Source organism: Streptosporangium sp. G12 (assembly GCF_052983175.1).
On sequence record NZ_JBRIQO010000005.1, the window covers coordinates 49,846 to 68,975 of the forward strand.

Sequence of the window (19,130 nt, forward strand, 5' to 3'; positions counted from 1 at the left end):
GGCGTCCGGCGGCTTCCACAGTGGCCTCCCCGGCGGCTTTCCCTGCGCGGGTAGATCGCCTAGCGTAAGTGGACACTGACACCCGGAGGGCGTGCGCATGAGGCCTAATGTCGCGATCATCGGTGCCGGATTCGGCGGGCTGTGCATGGCCATCCGGCTGGAGAAGGCCGGCGTCCGCTCGTACACGATCTTCGAGAAGGGGGCCGACGTCGGGGGAACCTGGCGCGACAACATCTATCCGGGGGCGGGCTGTGACATCCCCTCGCACCTGTACTCCTTCTCCTTCGAGAGATACTCCAGCTGGACGCGCCGCTATCCCGAGCAGCCGGAGATCCTGCGCTACCTGGAGGGATGCGCCGACAAGTACGGCCTGCGCCCCAGGATCCGGCTGAACACCGCGGTCACCGCCGCCACCTTCGACGAGTCGCTGGGCAAATGGCGGGTCCGTACGACGGCCGGGGAGGAACTGTTCGACGTGGTGGTGTCGGCCGTGGGACAACTGAACCGGCCCCAATTACCCGACATTCCGGGAATGTCGTCATTCAACGGAGCGGCCTTCCACTCCGCGCGCTGGGACCACTCCGTCGACCTGGCGGGCAGGCGGGTGGCCGTGATCGGGAACGGGTCGTCGGCGGCGCAGCTCATCCCGAGGGTGGCCGAGGTGGCCGGGCACCTGAACGTCTTCCAGCGGACCCCCAACTGGGTGATCCCCAAGCCGGACGCCGTCTTCGGCCCCCGTGCGCGGACGGCCTTCCGCCTCGCGCCGTTCCTGCAGCGCGCCTACCGCGAGTGGCTCTACCGGTACACGGAGAACACCCTCTACCCGGCCCTGGCCGGAGGCTGGAGCACGGGCCTGCTGCGCAAGCGGGCCCTGGGGCACCTGCGTGAGCAGGTTCCCGACCCGCTGCTGCGGGCCAAGCTGACCCCCCGCTACCCGGTCGGCTGCAAGCGGGTCGTCATCGACAGCGGTTTCTATCCCGCGCTGACCCGCCCCGACGTGGACGTCGTCACCGACGGGATCACCCGGATCGTCCCCGGCGGCGTGGAGACCACCGCCGGACTCCGCGAGGCCGACGTCATCGTCTACGCGACCGGCTTCGAGACCACCGGCTTCCTGGCCCCCGTCCAGGTCACCGGGCGCGGGGGACGGCGGCTGGCCAAGGAGTGGAAGGACGGCGCGGAGGCGTACCTGGGCATCGCCGTGCCGCACTTCCCCAACCTGTTCCTGCTGTACGGCCCCAACACCAACCTCGGTCACAACTCGATCGTCTTCATGATCGAATGCCAGGTCCGGTACGTCATGGGCTGCCTGCCGTACCTGGCCTCGCGCGGGCCGATGGAGGTCCGGCCCGAGGCGATGGCCACCTGGCGGCGGAGCCTCGACCGGGCCATGGAGGGCATGGTCTGGCAGGCGGGCTGCACGAGCTGGTACAAGAACGCGTCCGGCCGGGTGACCGGCAACTGGCCGGGCACCGCGACCACCTACCGCCGCATCACCAGGGCCCCGCGTCCGGAGGCCTTCCGCTTCGCGCGCTGACCCCGCCCCCGCCGGAAAGCCGACCCGCCTCCGCCGGAAAGACGCGCGCGGGTCCACACCCTCGTAGAAGGGACCCTCGTACGGAAGCCGGGGGACCCTCATACGGAAGCCGGGGGAGCCGAGGCGGCGCGGAAGCACGCGACGGGCCGGGGTGCCGGTACGGTCGTGGCGAACGAGAGCCGTCCGCGCAGAAGGGCCCGCCCGTGTCCGCCGACCTCCACAGCGACTCCGTGGTCGCCGATACCCACAACGACCTGCTGATGGCCGTCACCGCCAGGCCCCCGCACCGGTGGGCGTCCTTCTTCCGCGATCGCTGGCTGCCCCAGCTGCGCGAGGGAGGGGTGAACCTCCAGGTGCTGCCGGTCTTCATCGACGGCCAGTACCGTCCCGAGGGCGCGCTCCGGCAGACCCTTCGCATGATCGAGTGCGCGCACGTGCTGGCCGAGGGGAACGCCGACGCCGTACGCCTCTGCCTGGACGGGACGCAGATCGACGAGGCGCTCGCCGAGGGCAGGATCGCCCTGGTCCTGGCGCTGGAGAGCATGCCGGGCCTGGACGCCGCCGTCGAGCTGGTGCCGACACTGCACCGGCTCGGCGTCCGGGTCGCCTCGATCGCGCACTGGGGCCGTACGGCGCTGGCCGACGGCAGCGGCGAGGACGCCACCGGCAGCAGGCTCACCGCGGCGGGGGTGGAGACGGTACGGGAGATGGAACGGCTCGGCATGATCTTCGACGTCTCCCACCTGGGCGCCTCCGGGGTGGAGCACGTGCTGGAGCTGGCGACCCGGCCGGTGATGGCCACCCACTCCTCGGCCCGCGCGCTGCGCGACCACCACCGCAACCTCACCGACGACCAGATCCGCGCGGTCACCGCGACCGGGGGCGTGGTGTGCGTCAACTTCCTGGCGGCCTTCCTCTCGGAGGATCCGGCCGAGTACACCGTGGACCGGCTGGTGGACCACATCGCGCACATCGCGAGCGTCGGCGGCATCGACCACGTGGGACTCGGCCCCGACTTCGTCCGCGAGGTCATGCACGACGTGACTCCCCCGTGCTGCGAGATGGACTACGACGTCGATCCCCTCGCGGCCCTGCCGGGACTGTCGGGTCCGAGCGGGTTGCCCCTGGTCACCGACGCCCTGCTCAAGCACGGCTTCGCCGACGAGGAGATCGTGAAGATCATCGGAGGGAACGTGCACCGGCTGTTCCGCGCCCAGCTGGGCAGGCCCGCTTGAACGAGCCCGGCGGGGGGCACCACCGGAGGGGACCGGATGACGACCTCGGCCGGTACGGATGGCTCGGGCGCCGAGCGGCACATCCCGGAGGGGGACGGAACGGCGAATGACAGGTGACCCGGGCACCGAGCGGCGCACCCCGAAGGCGAAATCCCCTACGACCACCGCGACCGGCGTGGCGGGTCCCGCCGTGGCGGGATATCGCACGGCGAAGGAAAGAGAGAGCGTGAGGATCACCGGTATCGAGTTGCGGCGGGTGGCGATGCCGCTGGTCGCCCCGTTTCGCACCTCCTTCGGCACCGAGACCGAACGCGACGTGCTCCTGGTGCGCGTCGTCACCCCTGACGCCGAGGGCTGGGGCGAGTGCGTGGCCATGTCCGACCCCCTCTACTCCCCCGAATACGTCGACGCCGCCGCCGACGTGCTACGCCGCTTCCTCATCCCCGCCCTGCCCACCCACACCGACGCCCACGGCGTGAACCGCGCCCTGCACCCTTTCAAAGGCCACCGCATGGCCAAGGCCGCCCTGGAAACCGCCGTCCTGGACGCCCAGCTGCGCACCAGCGGCCAATCCCTGGCCGGCTATCTCGGCGCCGCCACCGACCGCGTCCCCGCCGGCGTCTCGATCGGCATCATGCCCACCATTCCCGAACTTCTCGAGGCCGTCACCGCGTACCTGCACGAGGGCTACCGGCGCGTCAAACTCAAAATCGCCCCCGGCTGGGACCTCGCCCCCACCCGCGCCGTGCGCGAACACTTCGGCCCCGACCTGGCCCTGCAAGTCGACGCCAACGCCGCCTACACCCTCACCGACGCCCCCCACCTGGCCAAACTCGACCCCCTGGACCTGCTGCTCATCGAACAACCCCTCGCCCACGACGACCTCCTGCAACACGCCCACCTCGCCAAGAAGATCACCACCCCCATCTGCCTGGACGAATCCATCGAATCGGCCACCCACGCCGCCGCCGCCATCACCCTGGGCGCCTGCTCCATCATCAACATCAAACCCGGCCGCGTCGGCGGCTACCTCGAAGCACGACGCATCCACGACCTCGCCCGCGCCCACGGCCTGGCCGTCTGGTGCGGCGGCATGCTCGAGACCGGCATCGGCCGCGCCGCCAACCTCGCCCTCGCCGCCCTGCCCGGCTTCACCCTGCCCGGCGACACCTCCGCCTCCCGCCGCTACTACACCACCGACCTCACCCCGCCCTTCGAACTCCACGACGGCCACCTCGACGTCCCCGCCGCCCCCGGCATCGGCGTCGACCCCATCCCCGCCGTCCTCGAGGAGGTCACCACCTCCACCGAATGGATCACCCTCTAGGGCGGGACGGCGGCGGAGACGAGCCGGGGGCGGCGGGTGGCACTGGCACTGCACTAGCACTGACATCCACGAAAGTTCATATTCATTCGAATGAATACCTATTTACATAGGTATAAGGATGTTTGTCGCTCCTTGGCGATTAATCATCTTGATACGGTAATTAATCTGCCTAATATCCTTGTCGAATGGCTGGAGAGCGACGTGTTCACGGGGAGAAGGTGGTCCGTACGGCTCCGGCTGACGCTGATCGCCGTCTCCATGACCGTCGTGTCGGGAATCGCCCTCATCGCGATCGCGACGTTCTCCGTTCACGGTCCGGCGGGCAGTTTCAAGACCGAGGAGGCGGCGGGCGCCGCGCTGCAGAGCGTCCATCTGGCCAAGCGTGGGCAACTGCCTTCGGTGGTACCGCCGGGAAAAACCGACGGCATGCAACTGCTGAACTGCTGAACGCGAAGGACGAGATCATCGCGTCGACCCCCAACCTGGTCGGCGCCCCCCGGATGGCGAACTTCGCCCCTCCCGCGACGAGTGTCAGGCAGGACAGGGAGGTGTGCGCATCCCTCGGTACCCCGGGGAGATCGCCCGCACGCACGGTGGCCTCCTGAGGCTGGAGGACAGCACGCGGGGTGCCCGGTTCGTGCTGCGCATCCCCTTGCACCCCGGTCCGGACGGCGATCCCCCTCCGGGCGCAGGACCTCGAGTGCGGTCGCCGACCCCCGCCCCTGCCCCTGCCGGCGCGCCGTGACCCGCTAGGGTTCCCTTGTGGCAAGGGGATTTGGGCGATTACGTCGTGAAGATCTGCTCCGGACCGCCTGCGATGTCATCGCGGCTCAGGGGTTCGGTCACACGCGGACCGCTGACATCGCCCAGGCGGCCGGTGTCAGCCAGGCGCTGCTCTTCTACCATTTCGAGACCAAGGAGAAGCTGTTCGCCCAGGCCTTCTCCTACGCCGCCCAGCTCGACCTGAACGCGCTCGTCAAGATGGAGGAGTCGGGCGGCTCCCCGCTCGACCGGCTGCGCGCTCTGCTCAGGTTCTATCCGCCCAGCGGGAAGTCCAAGTCATGGGCCCTGTGGATCGACGCCTGGGCGGAGTCGATGCGCAACGCCGAGCTTGAGGAGATGTCCCGCAGGATCGACATGCGGTGGAAGGGCGCCCTCCGCGCGATCATCGACGACGGCGTGGAGGCGGGGATCTTCACCTGCGCGGACCCCGAGGGCGCGACCTGGCGGGTCATGTCCCTCATCGACGGCCTGTCCACGCAGGTGACGGTACACCGGCGGGTGCTCTCGCGGGCGCGGATGATCGAGTTCATCCGGACGGCCGCGGCGGCGGAACTGGGTCTCTCCCTCGCCGAACTGAGCTGAACAGCCCCTTGGGCAGTACGACCAGGAGCATGGCGAGGGCGATCAGCCCCCCGCCGAGGTATACGCCCGTGGTGAGCGGCTCCCCGTACAGCGCCACGGCGAGTGCGGTCACCCAGAGTGGCTGGGCCGACAGGATCACCGCGGCGGAGACCGGCGAGACGTGGACCTGACCCCAGGAGCGGGCCAGGAAACCCAGGGCGCAGGCCACGATCGACAGGTGGCCGAGAATCGCCCAGTCACCCGGCCTCGCGGGCGGGGTCAGGCCGTCCGGCGCGGCGAGGACCCCCGTCATGACGGCGATGGTGCCGAGCTGGATCACCGTGACCGCGTAGGCGTTCTGCCGCGCCTCGGCGGAGTTGCCGAGCACCAGCGTGTGGACCGCGTACAGGACCGCCGACAGCAGGGTGGCGGCCAGCGCGGGCAGGGCGATGTCGCCCTCCGCCCCCCTCATCAGGGTGAACGCGGTCATCGCGGCCATGGCCAGCGCCACCGCCGCCCAGACGCGGACCGAGGTCCTGGCCCCGAGCAGGAACAGCCCGAGAACCGGGGTGATCACCACGTACGAGCCGACCGTGAACCCCGAGACCGACGAGGGCAGATCGTGCAGTGAGACCGCCTGGGCCGTCTGGCCCACGCCGAACAGCAGGCCGAGCAGGATGCCGGTCAGCCAGGTGCTCTCCGACAGCCCCCGCAGGCTTTTCGGGCGGAGAGCGAGCAGCACGAGGGTGGCGATGCCGTACCGCTCGGCGAGAAGGTCCGCCACGGGCATGCGGACGATGAGGTCCTTCATCAGCGGGAAAGCCGATCCCCACGCGGCGCTGACGAAGATCAGAAGCACGATTCCCAGGACGGGCCGGGGAGCTACCACTGCCATACCCGAAGGGTTCCATCACCCGCAGCGACCGGAAGGTCACCGATCGAATCGGGAGTGGCATGGATACAACGCTGAGTGAAGGACGCCACACCGGCACGAGGGACCTCATACCCTCACCGGCTCCTCCGCCGACCTTTCCGCGGGGTGGGCGCTGGGAGCCGGACGCTCAGGGGACCGAGCGGATCTTCCAGACGAGGCCGGCGCCCAGGAGGGCGAGGGCCGCCGAGGTCAGGTAGAGGACGGGATAGCCGCCGAGACCGGCCACGATGGGACCGGCGACGACGGGGCCGAGCACCTGGGGGCCGGAGTTGGCGATGTTGATGACGCCGAGGTCCTTGGCGCGCCCCTCGGCGGCGGGCAGGACCTGGGTGACCAGGGCGTTGTCGACCGACAGGTAGATGCCGAAGCCGACCCCCATGATCGCGGCACCGGCCGTCGCCACCGGCCACTGGGGCCAGAACGCGAGCATCACCGCGGGGACCACGCTGATCAGGCCGGAGACCGTGACGAGCGCCCTGCGGCGGCCGAGCCTGTCGGAGATCACACCCGCGACGACGGTGGTGAGCACGACGGCCGCGGTGTAGATCAGGATCAGCACGAGCAGGCCGTCCTCGGCCTTCTCGCCGGGGAAGAGCCGCTCGTAGCCGACCGCGTCGGTGAGGAAGTACAGCAGGTAGAGGGTGGCGACGGCGTTGCCCAGCTGCATCAGGAAGCGTGTCAGCCAGGCCCAGAAGAAGTCGGGGTGGCTGCGAGGGCTGATCCAGAACCCCCTCAGGAAGGCCCGGGGCTCGAAGGGCGGCCTGGCCGCCAGGCGGGGGTCGTGGGTGGTGAGGACGAAGGGGAGCACACAGAGCGGGACCAGCGCCGCTATCAAGAAATATCCGGATTCGGTGGTAGTGGCGACCATGGTGACCAGGACCACGGCGAGCACCACCCCGAGCGACTGGGGAATCCCGATCCAGCCCGAGACCTCACCCCGCTGGCCGACCGGAACGTGGTCGGGCACCCCCGCGCCGAGCGCGGCCTGCATCGCGTTGAGCCCGGCCTGCGCGAGACACCATCCGGCCGCCACGCCGAGGATCGACTCCTGACCCGCCAGCAGGACCAGCGCCCCGGCTCCGACCAGCGCCCCGCCCAGCGACCACGGATGCCTGCGTCCGAACCGCCCGGCCGTACGGTCGGACAACGCTCCGGCGACAGGGTTGAGGAGCATCGCGACGGCGGCCCCCGCCCCGGTCACCAGCGCCAGCGACCCCTCCTTGCCCACCGGGTCGATCGACGCCACCTGCGAGGGCAGCAGCACCTGGAGCGGCCCGAAATAGGCCATCCAGAGCGCCAGGTTGGCCAGCGAGATGCCGGCCACCCACCATGGCCCCACCCTGCGTGTCGGCTCGGCGAGCGCCGCGCGGCCGTCCGGCGCGACGTGGCGGTCAGACGTGGTCACCGGCCACCGTCCTCGGTCCCTGCGCTCCGGGGTCCCTCGCGGCCTTCGCCGCGCCGGTGCCGGGCGCGCCGCCGGAGGACCCGTCCCCGCCGCCGGGCCGGGTGACGGGGCGCTCGGCCGGGACGATGCCGCACAGCCCGGCGACCTCGTCGAGCGGGACGTCCCCGGCCACGGAGGCGACCAGCAGGGTCTCCAGCCCGCGCAGCAGCGCGTAGGCCGTGGGACGCGGCAGGTAGGCGGTGTCGGCCATCAGGTACAGCTCGCAGGTGTTGGTGGCGGTGCCGGTGGCGAACAGGGCCGTGGCGTCCACCTCGGGCCAGGATCCGACGTGGAAGGTCCTGGTCCGCTCGGTGAGGGCGGCGATCGCGGCGGGGTCGCCCGGTGGCTCGACCGCGGGCAGGTGGGGCCAGTGGCCGACGGTCCTCGCGTCGTTGAAGTAGGCCGACAGGTCCACGGGCCGCCCGCGCTCGCGGCCGATCTCCTCGCGCAGCGCCATCATCCGGTACGGGTCGTAGTGCGCGTTCCGGTAGGCGGTCAGCGCCTGCCGGTGCCCGGCGCGGGCGGCGTCCGCGAACGTTCCACCCGGCAGGCCGAGGACGAAGATCCCGTCCTGTACGGCGCTGCCCGCCATGGCGGCGACCCGGGGGTCGTGCCGGTTGGCCACGATGAGCTGCATGACCACCTCGCGGTGGCCGGTGAGCGCGCTCAGCAGCACCGCGCTCGCCGTGGTCAGCACGCTGGCCGTGCTGACCGACCAGCGCGCCGCCAGCACCTCGGCCGCCGCCGCGGTGGCGGCCGACTCCATGCCGACCTTGACGAACCGCGGCTCCTCCGGCGTCGTGCGGGGGAAGTCGAACATGCTCAGGGGCGCCCGCTCCAGGATCGCGCGCCAGTGACGCAGCGTCCGCTCGCCGCGGGCGGCGCCGGCCCCCTCGCGCTCGAAGGCGGCCTGGTCCATCGGCTGCCAGCCGGGGGCTGCCATCTCGCCACCGGCGAGCAGGTCCCGCCAGTCGCGCGCCAGCACCTCCAGGGCCCCACCGTCCACGGCCAGGTGGGACAGGGTGAGGGCCACCGTCCTGGGACGGCCGTCGACGGTCACGACGGCGCAGCGGAACGGCAGGTCGGCCGCGTAGTCGAACGCGGTGGCGGCCAGCCGGACGGAGAGCTCCCTGGCGGCGGCGAGCGGTCTGGCCTCCCCGGCGTCGTACGTCTCGACGGTGAACCGGCCCTGGCGCGCCACGCGCTGGACCAGTCCGCCGGGCGTCTCCTCGTACGTCGTCCGCAGCGTCTCGTGCCGCTCGACGAGCGCGCGCAGCGCCCGCAGGACGGTGTCGAGGTCGCGTCTGCCGTAGACGGGCAGCACCCAGGGCATGTTGAAGTACGGGTCGTCGTCGTCCAGCCACCGGGTGAGCCGCCAGATGGCCAGCTGGCCCCAGCTGAGCGGCGACTCGCCGCCGCGCGCCCCGGTGAACTCCACGGACGTCGCACCGATCCGCGCGGGGCCGGCCGTCATCGGGTCCGGCCGATCTCTTCGACGACGTCCGCGCGGGACGCCCTTTCCCATCCGTGTACCAGCGACATCGACATTTCAGACGCCTTCCGTCCGGCCTGTCGCGGCGGCCTCCAAATGGCCCCGCGGCTCCCTTGTGCTGACTTTTCCCGACCGGTTCCCGAGCAGGGCGTCGACGACGAGCATCCGTCCAGGGATCTCGTGCCCGGCGCGGCGTTTCCATCGGGAAGGCCCGCGGCCCGACACCGGCGTGGGCGAATGGCGCCTTCTCTGCCGCGCGCGAGCGCGGCGAATCGGTGACGCTGCTCGAAGCGAGGCTAAGGATCACGTGCCGAATTCGTCAAGGTTTCACGGTTGTTTTCCATCCCGATAAATCCAAACAAACCATCCCTCAAGGGCTTTTACCAGATAACTCCGCATATTCTTCGTTTTTTGAATGTTTGTCATCCTGTTAGTCATTGACTCCGTTCCCCCGGGCTCCTACCCTCCGCCGGGAGGTCCCCGGGCCCTCTCGCCGGGACGTGACCCGGGGCAGGGGCGCGGCTGACCCGCGCGAGCGCGATTCCCGGGCGGGAGGCCGGGGTGGGAGCATGTCCTTCGTCATGACGATCCCAAAGGAAGGCCACGACCGGTGAGGCGGCTACTCACGGTCCTGCTGCTCGCGTCCGCCGCGCTGCTCGGCGCGGTCGCCCCGGCGCAGGCCCACAACGTGCTGATCAGCAGCGACCCCAAGGACGGTACCGAGCTGGCCACCGGACCCGAGAAGATCACACTCACCTTCGACCAGCCCGTCCGGCAGGGCTTCGCACAGATCAGCGTGATCGGCCCGGACGGCACGCGGTGGGAGGCCGGGAAGACCGCCGTCGACAGGGCGAAGGTCAGCGTCGCCGTGAAACCCCTCGGCCCCGCCGGGGTGTACGCGATCGGCTACCGGATCCTCTCCTCCGACGGCCACCCGGTCTCCAGCAAGATCACGTTCACCCTGACCGCCCCCGGCCGGGGCGGCTCCGGCGGCTCCGCTCAGGCGCCCGCCGCCTCCGCCCCGGTGGTCTCCGCCGCCGCGCCGCAGGAGCCCGATCTGGGTGCCCAGGCCGCCGAGGCCGCGCAGAACGGCGGGGCCGGGATGGCCGTGCTGTGGATCGCGGGCTCCATCGTCCTGCTGGGCGGGGCCACCGTCGTGGCGATGCGCCGTACGAGGGAGCAGGGGGGCACGGGATGACCGTGACCACCGAGCGGGTCGCCGAGGCCGGCACCGCCAGGAGGCTCGTGATCGGCGGGTTCGTCTCCGCGGCCCTGCTGGCCGTGCTGGCCGCGACGGCGCTCGCCCCCCAGGAGGCGGTGCCGGGGATCGCGATCCCCGGACCGCTGGTGGAGTACGGGCTGCCGGTGCTGCGGGTGCTGCTGGACCTGGCGGCGGTGGCGGTGGTCGGGCTCAGCCTGCTGCCGAAGCTGCTCGGGTTCGACGACCCGGACGGCACCGAGCCGGTGATGCGCCGGGCCCGGCCGATGGCCGTCACCTTCGCCTGGGCGTGGGCGCTGCTGGCTCTGGCGGTCATCGTGTTCCAGACGGCCGAGCTGAACCCCGGGCCGGTCCCCACCCCCGGGATGATCGCCGAGTACGTCGACAGCGTCGGCGCCGGGCAGGGCATGCTCTTCAGCGCCGCCTGCGCGCTGTCCTACGCCGGGATCGGGCTGCTGGCCGTGCGGTACGGCGAGAAGGTCCCGGCCGAGCTGCGGATCGTGATCGCCCTCTTCGGGCTGCTGCCGATCCCGGTCACCGGCCACGCGGTCGACTCGGCCTGGCACGACCCCATCATGATCTCGATGGAGCTGCACGTGATGGGCGCGGCGGCGTGGACCGGCGGCCTGCTCGCGGTCGTCCTGCTGGTCGCCGCGGACCGGGAGCTGCTGGCCCGGGTGCTGCCGGCGTTCTCCAGGCTGGCGACCCTGGCCCTGGTCGTGGTCGGGCTCTCCGGCCTGGTGAACGGCCTGGCCACGATGGCCCTCACCCCGGGGGTCGAGCTGCCCGGGGCCCTGCTGACCAACGAGTACGGCCTGCTGGTCGTGGCCAAGGTCGCGTGCGTGGCGCTGCTGATCCCGTTCGCCGCCCACATCCGCTTCCGCCTGCTGCCGCACATCGCCGAGCGGCGGGCGACGGCGGTCGTCGCGTGGGCGGCGGCCGAGATCACCGTGATGGGGCTGGCCTACGGGGTCGCGGTCGCGCTGACCAGCGCCTCCCTGTCCTGAGCCCGCAGCGTGTGACGGCTGAACGACCATTCGGCGGCCAGCCACAGGACGGCGAGCCCGGCCCCCCCGACCAGCATGGTCGTGGGGGGCACCAGCGGCGGCGCCATGAACATCGAGTGCTGGAAGCGCAGTGCCTGGTCGATGAGGAGGGTGGCGCCGACGGAGCCGACCAGCGCCCTCACCACGGGCATCCTGATCAGGAACGCCAGGTCGACGGCGAGCGCCCCGGCGATCAGGAAGACCGGGATCGCCGAGCGCGGGAAGTCGGCCACGGCCAGGAGCGGCCAGATCAGGGTGCGGAAGACGATGTAGGCGCCGATCACGGCGGTGGCGGAGAACATCCGGCCGATCATCGCGCGGGCGTAGACGGCCACCATGACGGCGGCCATCGCCGCGTAGAGCGGGTAGAGCTGGTCGGGGACGGGCAGCGCGAAGTGGAGCGCCACGGCCCTGTCGCTCACCGGCAGCCCGATCTGCTCGGCGGCGAACTGGATCAGGATCGGCTCGGCCTCCGGCGCCCCCCGGTCCCAGGCGGCGATGGCGTACACGCCGTACTCCTGGTGCTGGGCCGGGAACCAGACGTTCTCGAAGAGGAACACGAAGAGCCCGCCGAGGACCAGCGTGCGCGTCCGCCCCGGGACCGCCCGGACGAACCAGCCCCGGATCACGCCGCAGACCATGAAGAGCGTGCCGATGTAGAGCATCAGGTGGGACGGGCTCCACGAGGTGATGTCGAGCCCGTTGATCCGGTGGTTGATCAGGTCCAGCGGGACCGCGACCAGGAAGACGCCCGTGCCCCAGGTGATGAGGCGCTGCGCGAGTTTGTCCACGCCGTAGCCGGTGTAGACGTGGATGATCGTGAGGGCGAGGACGAGGGCGGTGCCGACGCTGTTGAGCAGGTGCGGCGGGGCCAGGTCGTCGCGGAGCCACTTGAAGTGCCAGGAGACGTCCCAGGACGCTCCGAGCACCTTGAACGAGAAAGCCACCAGCCACCCGAGATAGAGGAGCCTGAACAGGTCCTCCGGGGTCTCCCTGCCGGCCTTCCCACGCGTCCAATACGGCAGAGCCCACTCAAGGACGGGAGTGGCTCTTCTTCGAAGGCTCTCTACTGGCTTCACGCGTCGAAATGATGCCGCTCCTTTACCTCGCTCCGCAATCGGGGACAACCCTGAGCATCGGGACCACTCCCTCCCTCCTGCCCCGCAGGTGATCACCCGCGTTCGGTTCCGCCGCCGGCCGCGGCGGCCCGCCGGCGGTTCGCCCGTGCCTGACCGGCGGGAACGCTCCTGAGAGCGGTCTCAGGAGGCTCTCAGCTCCGATCAGTAGGCTCTCGTCATGCAACGTGGGGGAAAACGGGCCGTCCGGGGCCCGGGAATCACCGTGGTCGCCGTGATCGCCGTGCTGGTCGCCGGTGTCGCGGTCTGGCTGGTGTGGCCGTCCGAACCGGACGTACGGGCCCGGAACCAGATGATCACGGTGGTCGACGGGCCGGGCGACGACCAGCGGGTCACGCTGGACACGAGCTTCTTCCCTCCGGCCGGAGGCGGCAGGGCTCCGGCCGTGCTGCTCGCGCACGGCTTCGGCGGCAGCAAGCAGAGCGTCAGGGACGCCGCCGTACGGCTGGCGCGGGACGGCTACGCCGTGCTGACCTGGTCCGCGCGGGGCTTCGGCCGCTCCTCGGGGCAGATCGCGCTGAACTCCCCCGACTACGAGGTCAAGGACGTGCGCCAGCTGGTCGACTGGGTCGCCAGGCGGCCCGAGGTCCGGCTCGACGCGGCGGGCGACCCGCGGGTGGGCGTCGCGGGCGGCTCCTACGGCGGGGCCATCGCGCTGATGGCCGCCGCCCACGACCCCAGGATCGACGCGATCGTCCCGCAGATCACCTGGTACGACCTGGCCGACGCGCTGTTCCCGAACGCCACCGGGCAGGGCCCGGAGAGCGGGGTGTTCAAGCGCATGTGGGCCGGGCTGTTCTTCAGCCGCGGCGGTCCCGCGCCGGGCGCGGCCGGGCTGGCCGCCCTCGGCGGCGGGAGCGGCGCGGGCCGTGAGGCGGACGGGGAGGACGGGGAGGACGGGGAGGACGGGGCCGGGGCTCCGTCCGCGCCGCCCCGGCCGCTCACCGCGGAGGAGGTCCGGTGCGGCCGGTTCCTGCCGGAGATCTGTGACATGTACCAGAAGGTGGCGGAGAGCGGCCGGGCGACGGCGGACGCGGTGGCGACGCTGCGCAGGTCCAGCCCGATCTCGGTGCCCGGCAGGATCAAGGTTCCGACGCTGCTGCTGCAGGGACAGCGCGACTCGCTGTTCACCCTGGGCCAGGCGGACGCCAACGCCAGGGCGATCGCCGCCACCGGCGCCCCGGTGGAGGTCGCCTGGTTCGACGGCGGCCACGACGGCGGCAACGGCGAGGTCGACTGGCTGCACGACAGGACGCTCGGCTGGTTCGACCGCCACCTGAAGGAGGACGGAGGGGCCGGCCAGGCGGGCGGCGCCTTCACCGTCACCCGCGACGGCGGACGCGACCCCGGCACCCGGCGCCCGGTCCAGCTGCACGCCGTCGCCGACGGCTATCCGGGACTGTCCGGCACCGGCCAGACCTCCGTACCGCTCAGCGGGCCCGACCAGCAGGTGGCCAACCCGCCCGGCGGATCCCCCGCCTCGATCTCCGCGGTCCCCGGCTTCGGCGGTCTCGGCGGAGGTGCCACCGCGAACCTGTCGATCGACATGGCGGGCCAGAGCGCCACCTTCGACTCCGCTCCGCTGGCCGCCCCGCTCCAGGTCACCGGCAGCTCGACCGTACGGGTGCGGGTGACGCCCGAACCGTCCGCCCCCGCGGCGGGTGACGCCGCGGGGAGCGGCCCGGACACCGGCGAGGCGGAAGCGGGGGCCGCCGAGGCGCGGGCCGGAGGCGGCGGGACGCGCGCGGCGGGCGAGGTGACGCTGTTCGCCAAGCTCTACGACGTCGCGGGTGCGACGCAGGCACCGATCCTGCCCGAAGGGCTCGTCGCCCCGGTCAGGATCGCGATCCCCGAAGGCGGCTCCGGCGAGGCCACCGTGACCCTGCCGGCCATCGACCACAGGTTCGAGGCCGGGCACCGGCTGCGCGTCGCGTTCACCACCACCGACCTCGGCTACAGCACCCCCGCGCCCCCGGCCGTCTACAAGGTCGCCCTGGCCTCACCGGCCGTGACCGTCCCCACCCACGCCACCCTGCGCACCCCCTCGACCGGCCCCGCCTGGTGGATCTGGGCGCTGCCGCTGCTCTCCCTCGCCCTCGCGGCGGCCCTGCTGCTCGCCGGGCGCCGCCGCGCCGCCGACGAGCACGACCCGGAGCTGGACTCCGTGCCGCTGCGGATCCACGGCCTGACCAAGGCGTACCGGAACGGCGAGCTCGCGGTGAACGACCTGTCGTTCACCGTCGAGCACGGCCAGGTGCTCGGCCTGCTCGGCCCCAACGGGGCCGGCAAGACCACCACCCTGCGCATGCTGATGGGCCTGATCAAACCCGACGGCGGCGAGGTGCGGATCTTCGGGCACCGGGTGGTGCCCGGCGCCCCGGTCCTGTCCAGGCTCGGCTCGTTCGTCGAGGGCCCGGGTTTCCTGCCGCACCTCAACGGCCGCGACAACCTGGAGCTGTACTGGAAGGCGACCGGCCGGCCCGCCGAGGACGCCAGGTTCGCCGAGGCCCTGGAGATCGCCGACCTCGGCAAGGCCCTGGACCGCGCCGTCCGCACCTACTCGCAGGGCATGCGCCAGCGCCTGGCCATCGCGCAGGCCATGCTCGGCCTGCCCGACCTGCTCGTCCTGGACGAACCCACCAACGGTCTCGACCCGCCCCAGATCCGCGAGATGCGCGAGGTCCTGATCCGCTACGCCAGAGGGGGCCGCACGGTCATCGTCTCCAGCCACCTGCTCGCCGAGGTGGAACAGACCTGCAGTCACGTGGTGGTCATGCACCGCGGGCGCCTCGTCACGGCCGGGACCGTGGCCGAGCTGCTGAGCAGCCGCACCCCGGTCAACGGCTCCGGCACCCGCCTGGAAGACGTCTTCCTGGACCTGATCGGAGAGAAGGCGTGAGCGACACCGACGGTGCCCGTGGCACCATGACCGGCGCGACGGGCGACGGCCCCGCGCGAAACGGCGCCGCGCGAAACGGCGCCCCGGAGAACGGCGTCGCGGAGAACGGTTCGGCGCGCGGATACGCGCCGGGGCGCACGCTGCCGCTCGCCGTGGAGATCGTCCGGCAGTTCAAGCGGCGCCGCACGCTGGTGATGTTCGGCCTGCTGCTCGCGCTGCCGTGGATCCTGGTGATCGCCTTCAAGGTCGGCGCCGGGTCCGGGCAGCCCACCACCACGCTGCGCATCTCCGACCTGGCCACCGAGGGCGGGCTGAACTTCGCGGCCTTCGCCCTGTCGGTGTCGGCGAGCTTCCTGCTGGTCGTCGCGGTGGCGCTGTTCTGCGGCGACACCGTGGCCAGCGAGGCCAGCTGGTCGTCGCTGCGTTACCTGCTGGCCGCCCCGATCCCGCGCGACCGCCTGCTGCGGCAGAAGCTGGTCGTCGCGATGGGCTACTCGGCGGCGGCGGTGATCTGCCTGCCGGTGATGGCCCTGCTGGCCGGGACCCTCGCCTTCGGGTGGAACGACGTCCGGGTGCCGGGGACCGGTGAGACGATCGCCGCCCTGGACGTGCTGCCCCGGTTCGGGGTGGTGATCGGCTACGCCCTGGTCAGCCAGTTCGTGGTCGCGGCCCTGGCCTTCCTGCTCTCCGTCAGCACCGACTCCCCGCTGGGAGCGGTCGGCGGGGCGGTCGGCCTGGTGATCGTCAGCAACATCCTGCAGGCGGTCGAGGCGCTCGGCCGGCTCAGGGAGTTTCTGCCGACGTTCTGGAACACCGCGTGGCTGGACGCCCTGGCCCCGCAGCCGGAGTACGACGGCATGCTCAAGGGGGTGGCCGTCTCCGTGACCTACTCGGCGATCCTGATCGCGTTCGCCTTCCGCCGCTTCCGCGTCAAGGACGTCGTCTCCTAGCCCGTCTCCCGGCGCCGCTCCCGGCGGAGCGGCTCACGGCGGGGTTCCCACGGCGGGACCCCGCCCGCGGGATCATCCCCAGTGGGGAGGGCGGTCCTCGATCAGTCGGGCGTCGTCGTCGGCCTCGCGCCACTCGCTCCAGCCGAGATCGGTGTCGTCGGCGGTCTGGTCGGGCAGGATCGGCAGCCCGTCGTCGGCGAGATCGACGGGACGCAGGTCATCGGGTTCGCGCACTGTCACGCGCTCCATGCTAGCCACCCGCGCCGCCCGCGCCCTCCCTCTCGCGGAAAGGTCGCCCTTCGCCCTCGGAGAAAGCCCGGCCCCGAGAGGATCCGTTTCCTCCCCGGCCGTCCTGAAAGCCCGGCCCCGTACCCCGCGACGCCGGGGACAGGCGGGAGCCCAGACGGTACGATGCGGTGGCAGGTTCCGGCTATCCCCCCGTGAGGCGCCATGACAACGCCAGCAGGATGGCGGCGAGACGGCAATCTGCCCAACGAGCTGACCAGCTTCGTGGGGCGCACCAGGTTGCTCACCACACTCCGGCAGCGGCTGGGCGAGCACCGCCTGGTCACGGTGACCGGCATCGGGGGCGTCGGCAAGTCCCGCACCGCCCTGCGGATCGCGCACCAGATGCGGGGCGACTTCAAGGACGGCGTCTGGTTCGCCGACCTGGCCCGCCTCCAGGACTCGGGCATGGTCCGCCACACGATCACCTCGGCCCTCGGGATCGCCGACCAGTCCGCCCGCTCGGCGGACGAGACGCTGGTCGAGTGGCTGGGCGACCGCGAGATCCTCCTGATCATCGACACCTGCGAGCACCTGGTCGACGCGTGCGCCGCCCTCTTCGAGGACCTGCTCGGCAACGCCGCGGGGCTGACCATCCTGGCGACCAGCCGCCAGTCGCTGAACGCCAGGGGCGAGCACACGGTCACCATCCCGCCGCTGGCCGTTCCCGGCGACTCCCCGGGCGAGGACGTCTTCACCAACGAGGCGGTGCAGCTCTTCGTCGCGCGGGCCAGCGCGGTGGTGCCCAACTTCATGCTGGACGAGTACAACGTCGGCCCGGTGGCCGAGCTCTGCCGCCGCCTCGACGGCATCCCGCTCGCCATCGAGCTGGCCGCGGTCCGGATGCGCGCCCTGTCGGTGGAGCAGATCCTCGGCCTGCTGGCCGACCGGTTCAGCCTGCTCGCGGGGGCCAGCCGCACGGCGCTGCCCAGGCACCAGACGCTGCGGGCCGCGATCGGCTGGAGCCACGAGCTGTGCGAGCCGGCCGAGCGGCTGCTGTGGGCGCGGCTGTCGGTCTTCGCCGGAGACTTCGAGCTCGACGCCGCCCGCTACGTCTGCTCGGGCGACAACCTCCCGTCCGAGGACATCATGGAGCTCATCTCCAGCCTGGTGGAGAAGTCGATCCTGCTGAGCGACGGCACGCCCTCGGGGCACCGCTACCGGCTGATCGACACCCTGCGGCAGTACGGCGAGGAGTGGCTGGACAAGCTCGGCGAGACGGCCGCGATCAGGCAGAAGCACCGCGACTACTACCTGCAGCTGGCCAAGCGGAGCGAGGAAGCCTGGTCGGGCGCCCGGCAGGTCTACTGGTACGTCAGGATGCGCCACGAGCACGACAACATCCGCGTCGCGCTCGACCACTGCCTGCGCACCCCCGGCGAGGTGCAGGCGGGGCTGAAGCTCCTGTCCTCCCTGTGGTTCATGTGGGTGGCCTGCGGGCTGGCCCGCGAGGGCAGGCTCTACCTGGAGAAGACCCTGGAGCTGGCGCGCCAGCCGAGCCCCGACCGGTGCAAGGCCCTGTGGGTGCTGTCCTACATCAACAGCGCGCAGGGAAACATCACCGGCGCCATCGAGGCGGCGGAGCAGTGCAGCTCCGACGCCGTCAGGGTCGGCGACTCGGGCGCGGTCATCCTGGCCACCAAGATGCTCGGCACGGCCGCGTTCCTGCAGAACGACCTGCAGAAGGCGAGCGCGCTGCTGGGCGTGGCGATCGAGTTCCACAAGAGCGGGCGCGAGCTCAACCCGGGCCTGCTGCCCTCGATCGTCGAGCTGTCCATGGTGCTGCTCATCCAGAACGAGCCGGCCGAGGCCGAGGTGCTGCTGCGCGACTGCATCGCGGTCTGCACCCAGCGCGGCGAGCTGTGGTTGCGCTCGTACGCCATCTACGCGCTCGCCAGCGTGTACCAGGCGATGGGCCGCTCCCCCGAGGCCATGTCGAACGCGCGCGAGGCGCTCCGGCTCAAGCGCTACTTCCACGACGTGCTCGGGATCGGCCTGGCGATCGAGGTGGTGGCCAAGCAGGCGCTGGAGGACGGCCAGGCGGCGCTCGCCGCCCGGCTGATGGGCGGCGGCCAGGCCAACTGGCGGACCTTCGGGATGCCGCAGCTGGGCTCCCCGTTCTTCAACTCCGAGCACGACCGCTGCGTCAAGGAGTGCAAGCGCGTCCTCGGCGAGGAGGCTCACGAGAAGGCCTTCGCCCAGGGCAGGAAGCTGAACCTGGAGGAGCTGATCGTCCTCGCGCTCGGAGACCACGAGGACGGCCAGGTCCTCCGGGGTTGAGT

At 71.6% G+C, this 19,130-nt stretch carries 15 protein-coding genes; 10 read left to right on the forward strand and 5 right to left on the reverse strand.

Features of this window, described 5'->3' with window-relative positions; all coding sequences use genetic code 11:
- The first annotated feature begins 97 nt into the window (after window positions 1–97).
- From ACVCAG_RS09320 to ACVCAG_RS09340, 5 genes are all read left to right on the forward strand, one after another.
- Window positions 98–1,537 carry a flavin-containing monooxygenase gene (locus tag ACVCAG_RS09320; protein ID WP_447189723.1) on the forward strand — a complete coding sequence of 480 codons (1,440 nt, stop codon included), beginning with the start codon at window positions 98–100 and terminating at the stop codon, window positions 1,535–1,537.
- 203 nt (window positions 1,538–1,740) lie between these two features.
- Window positions 1,741–2,772: a membrane dipeptidase gene (locus ACVCAG_RS09325; RefSeq protein ID WP_440087637.1), complete on the forward strand. Its 1,032-nt coding sequence runs from the start codon at window positions 1,741–1,743 to the stop codon at window positions 2,770–2,772.
- A gap of 226 nt (window positions 2,773–2,998) precedes the next feature.
- Window positions 2,999–4,099 carry an o-succinylbenzoate synthase gene (menC, locus tag ACVCAG_RS09330; RefSeq protein ID WP_440087638.1) on the forward strand — a complete coding sequence of 367 codons (1,101 nt, stop codon included), beginning with the start codon at window positions 2,999–3,001 and terminating at the stop codon, window positions 4,097–4,099.
- A gap of 201 nt (window positions 4,100–4,300) precedes the next feature.
- A complete protein-coding gene (locus ACVCAG_RS09335; protein WP_447189724.1) occupies window positions 4,301–4,546 on the forward strand; it encodes a hypothetical protein in 246 nt (81 codons plus the stop codon).
- A 315-nt stretch (window positions 4,547–4,861) separates the two neighbouring features.
- A complete protein-coding gene (locus ACVCAG_RS09340; protein WP_440087640.1) occupies window positions 4,862–5,464 on the forward strand; it encodes a TetR family transcriptional regulator C-terminal domain-containing protein in 603 nt (200 codons plus the stop codon).
- Here ACVCAG_RS09340 and ACVCAG_RS09345 read toward each other — a convergent pair.
- From ACVCAG_RS09345 to ACVCAG_RS09355, 3 genes are all read right to left on the reverse strand, one after another.
- A complete protein-coding gene (locus ACVCAG_RS09345) occupies window positions 5,409–6,338 on the reverse strand; it encodes an EamA family transporter (RefSeq protein ID WP_440087641.1) in 930 nt (309 codons plus the stop codon). The two genes, ACVCAG_RS09340 and ACVCAG_RS09345, sit on opposite strands and share 56 nt — an antisense overlap.
- Window positions 6,339–6,504: 166 nt before the next feature.
- Window positions 6,505–7,782, reverse strand: a complete 1,278-nt coding sequence (locus ACVCAG_RS09350) for an MFS transporter (RefSeq protein ID WP_447189725.1) — start codon at window positions 7,780–7,782, stop codon at window positions 6,505–6,507.
- Entirely contained in the window at window positions 7,769–9,295 is a 1,527-nt protein-coding gene (locus tag ACVCAG_RS09355) for a condensation domain-containing protein (protein WP_440087643.1), read from the reverse strand. The genes ACVCAG_RS09350 and ACVCAG_RS09355 overlap by 14 nt, the downstream gene beginning before the upstream one ends.
- A gap of 628 nt (window positions 9,296–9,923) precedes the next feature.
- Between ACVCAG_RS09355 and ACVCAG_RS09360 the strand changes: the two genes are divergently transcribed.
- Both ACVCAG_RS09360 and ACVCAG_RS09365 read left to right on the forward strand, forming a co-directional pair.
- Window positions 9,924–10,511: a copper resistance CopC family protein gene (locus ACVCAG_RS09360; RefSeq protein WP_447189726.1), complete on the forward strand. Its 588-nt coding sequence runs from the start codon at window positions 9,924–9,926 to the stop codon at window positions 10,509–10,511.
- Complete coding sequence (locus ACVCAG_RS09365; protein ID WP_440087645.1) at window positions 10,508–11,539, forward strand: copper resistance D family protein; 1,032 nt, start codon at window positions 10,508–10,510, stop codon at window positions 11,537–11,539. Before ACVCAG_RS09360 ends, ACVCAG_RS09365 begins: the two co-directional genes overlap by 4 nt.
- Here ACVCAG_RS09365 and ACVCAG_RS09370 read toward each other — a convergent pair.
- Window positions 11,497–12,657, reverse strand: a complete 1,161-nt coding sequence (locus tag ACVCAG_RS09370) for a hypothetical protein (protein ID WP_440064424.1) — start codon at window positions 12,655–12,657, stop codon at window positions 11,497–11,499. The genes ACVCAG_RS09365 and ACVCAG_RS09370 overlap by 43 nt on opposite strands.
- A 217-nt stretch (window positions 12,658–12,874) precedes the next feature.
- Here ACVCAG_RS09370 and ACVCAG_RS09375 point away from each other — a divergent pair, with 217 nt between their 5' ends.
- Window positions 12,875–15,613: a CocE/NonD family hydrolase gene (locus ACVCAG_RS09375; protein ID WP_447189727.1), complete on the forward strand. Its 2,739-nt coding sequence runs from the start codon at window positions 12,875–12,877 to the stop codon at window positions 15,611–15,613.
- Window positions 15,610–16,563, forward strand: coding sequence for an ABC transporter permease subunit (locus tag ACVCAG_RS09380; protein WP_440087647.1), 954 nt, complete (start codon window positions 15,610–15,612; stop codon window positions 16,561–16,563). Before ACVCAG_RS09375 ends, ACVCAG_RS09380 begins: the two co-directional genes overlap by 4 nt.
- Before the next feature lie 72 nt (window positions 16,564–16,635).
- Here ACVCAG_RS09380 and ACVCAG_RS09385 read toward each other — a convergent pair whose 3' ends face one another.
- A complete protein-coding gene (locus ACVCAG_RS09385) occupies window positions 16,636–16,803 on the reverse strand; it encodes a hypothetical protein (RefSeq protein ID WP_362682527.1) in 168 nt (55 codons plus the stop codon).
- Window positions 16,804–17,013: 210 nt separating this feature from the next.
- Between ACVCAG_RS09385 and ACVCAG_RS09390 the strand changes: the two genes are divergently transcribed.
- The gene (locus tag ACVCAG_RS09390; RefSeq protein WP_440087648.1) at window positions 17,014–19,128 is read left to right on the forward strand and encodes an ATP-binding protein; all 2,115 of its coding nucleotides are present in this window, start codon (window positions 17,014–17,016) and stop codon (window positions 19,126–19,128) included.
- The last annotated feature ends 2 nt before the right edge of the window (window positions 19,129–19,130 follow it).